Origin of the sequence: Pseudomonas huaxiensis, assembly GCF_003231275.1 — a bacterium.
Taxonomy (GTDB): Bacteria; Pseudomonadota; Gammaproteobacteria; order Pseudomonadales; family Pseudomonadaceae; genus Aquipseudomonas; species Aquipseudomonas huaxiensis.
The window spans coordinates 1-2,467 of record NZ_QKVL01000113.1 but is presented as its reverse complement, the minus strand read 5'-3'; the positions used below and the strand labels follow the sequence as shown (position 1 = coordinate 2,467).

The following is a 2,467-nucleotide window of genomic DNA, read 5'->3' as shown; positions in this document are numbered from 1 at the left end:
TCCGCCCACAAGAAAAAAACCCGCAGACGTTAACCTGCGAGGCTTTCGAATATGGAGGCCGAGGTCGGAATCGAACCGGCGTAGACGGATTTGCAATCCGGGGAGTATTCCTTTGTATTTCAACAACTTAAAAAGGCATCGATTCCGCATCGACGCGTTTTGAGCGAGGCTGAAAGCCAATAAAATCAATGGGATATTAGTCAGTTGCGGAACTGATTTTCGCCCCTTTCCTAGGGTACCCGCCGTGCCCCTTCAACGGTTTTCAAGCCCGTAGGATAAACGCCCAACCAATGCGGCCTGCATATACCCAGATTTTGCTCGGCCACAAGCATGCCAGGATGACTGACCTCTACAACGACGAGCGCGACTTGGAGGACGGGGGTTCAAGTACGTCTCCCTTTCCCCCAATGATCAGCGAAAAGCCCAGAGTTCCCATCGATTGTGCTGGGGTATCAGGCAGCAATCGTCTGCAACCCTTGAAGCACAAGGGACTCAACGCCTATGCATGTTGATGCATATGCGTTCATCCGGGCATTAGATGGCATGGTTTGGCGTCCGAGTTGCCCCATTTCTGCCCCACCCTGAGCCTGCCTAATTCGACTTCAGCAGACGCATTGGCACAACGTCCCAGCTTTCTGAAAGGCTTCTCAACACTACGCCAACTAAGGCTCGTGTATCGCATCAGCGCTATCACAGCTTCATCACAGGGGACCTGAACCAAGACTCCTTTCAGTTGATACCAATGAGTACTTCTCAGGTCTGCTTTCGGGTTAGGCAGTGATTGTAAATAAAACTCAATTACTTTGCCGTGCGCCCTTGCCTCTGACGCCCCCCGAGCTAGGGGGGAGACCCGGCTAACCAGTCCCGCTTCTCCAATTGCTCTTTACACACACTACAACCGTAGGCCGCCTGACCTTCCTATTCGACCGCCTTCATGGCAATCTGCCTCATACAGTTAGTCAGCACAGCCTCGAACACAGGGACAATCATGAGCATAGACAACATTACAGCGGTCGTGGGAATAGTGGGAGCCGTGCTTACAACATTGACTGTTTTTTATGAAGCATTTAAAAATGAAGAGTCCAGAAAAATATTACGCGCGATATTAAAAAGCCAAAGCGCGAAAGATTTTTTTGAGAATTATTTAAACCTCACTAAAGCCATGCTCAACATGACCTTCATGACACCTAAAGAATCAAAAAAAATAGCACGACTAATTAATTTGAGCCTAGTTAGATCGATCACTATACTCATGGAAAGGGTAGTAAGCTCCAACGACGAAAAAAAAGCCAACACCATTGTAGGTCTAATGCTTAATGAAAAAATTGAAAAAACATTCGCAATACAAATACTCTTAACTATCGCCATAGCTGCCGACTTTGCTTTCAACTTATTAGCTTACAGCAACTTCGACGGAACAGTGCTAATCATCGCTTCCGTCATCTGGATATCCACCCTCATAGATCACAAACTGATCGAATACAGAATTCGGAATGGCTGGTATGGCAAAAATGAATTTGAAGCCTGCGAAATTATTCGATTCGCACTAAAACACACAGATAAAAACGATTTCAATGATGAAGGTGGACTGAAAAGAATAATTCCTCTGCCTGATATTCCAGCGGAAGAAGCTCGGCACGGCAAAGCTTGGGGGACCAACGCATGAACCAAGACCAATTTTCCGAATTCAGCCGAAAGGCCATTAACATTTTATTCGTTTCCAACCCCAAGGGGACCAGCATTGGGATATTAGCTGGGGTTCTTTTACATGGAATAGCTGGGCTTTTCACGCCCACGCTTAAAGCGATCGAGTGGATAAATATAGGTGCACTCAAAGTATGGCACTATATCTGTTTCGCAGTTATCGGTCTTAACATGCCATCCTATTTTAAGCGCACTGATATCGACCCCAGCATCAAGAAAGCAATCAGTTTCATACAAGAACAACACGACAGCAAAAAAATCAATGACTGGCAAGCTCGGCAAATGTACACACAATTACTTCAGCAGGTTATAGAAAACATAGTAGTAGAACATAACGCTGCAGAGAAAGTAAAAAAAATTACATCGCTCGCGGCTCAAAATCAACCAGACGAAAAAAAACCAGAGTAAATACGGACCTCTCTATACAACCTACGAATGAGGAAACGTCGCAAGTCGAAATCTTGACGGGCTATCTAGCATAAACAGTCCATAACTGGTCTAGGCGCGTAGTATAGGAACAACTCTTAATTTCACGCCGCATACCCCAGTCAGGAGCAGCAGGGACGCCAGCCGGACGAAGCGCCCCCCTTCCCCATCGACCATTGATCCGATCCAGCACCTGCATCACCCGCTCGGCTTGCACAGGCTGTGAAGCCGCAAACAGGTCATCCGTAAACTGACCGCGCTGACAGAGGTCCATCAGCAGGACCTCTGCCTTGCTGTAGCGAAACCCAGGCCGGAAAACTCGCTCCACCGCCTGCAG

At 47.3% G+C, this 2,467-nt stretch carries 3 protein-coding genes; 2 read left to right on the top strand and 1 reads right to left on the bottom strand.

All coding sequences use genetic code 11. The features are described from left to right. Nucleotides 1-988: 988 nt before the first annotated feature. Together DM374_RS32405 and DM374_RS32400 are read left to right on the top strand one after the other, a co-directional pair. Nucleotides 989-1,666, top strand: a complete 678-nt coding sequence (locus DM374_RS32405; RefSeq protein WP_157969809.1) for a hypothetical protein — start codon at nucleotides 989-991, stop codon at nucleotides 1,664-1,666. Beyond that, nucleotides 1,663-2,112 (top strand): hypothetical protein, encoded by a 450-nt coding sequence (locus DM374_RS32400; RefSeq protein WP_110973523.1) that lies wholly within the window; start codon nucleotides 1,663-1,665, stop codon nucleotides 2,110-2,112. The genes DM374_RS32405 and DM374_RS32400 overlap by 4 nt, the downstream gene beginning before the upstream one ends. Before the next feature lie 61 nt (nucleotides 2,113-2,173). Here DM374_RS32400 and DM374_RS32395 read toward each other — a convergent pair. After that, a partial coding sequence (locus tag DM374_RS32395) for a DUF4113 domain-containing protein (protein ID WP_157969808.1) occupies nucleotides 2,174-2,467 on the bottom strand: 294 nt, incomplete at its 5' end.

Coding starts and splice junctions, on each gene's coding strand:
- DM374_RS32405 (WP_157969809.1), top strand. CDS start 989: ATGAGCATAGACAACATTACAGCGGTCGTGGGAATAGTGGGAGCCGTG.
- DM374_RS32400 (WP_110973523.1), top strand. CDS start 1,663: ATGAACCAAGACCAATTTTCCGAATTCAGCCGAAAGGCCATTAACATT.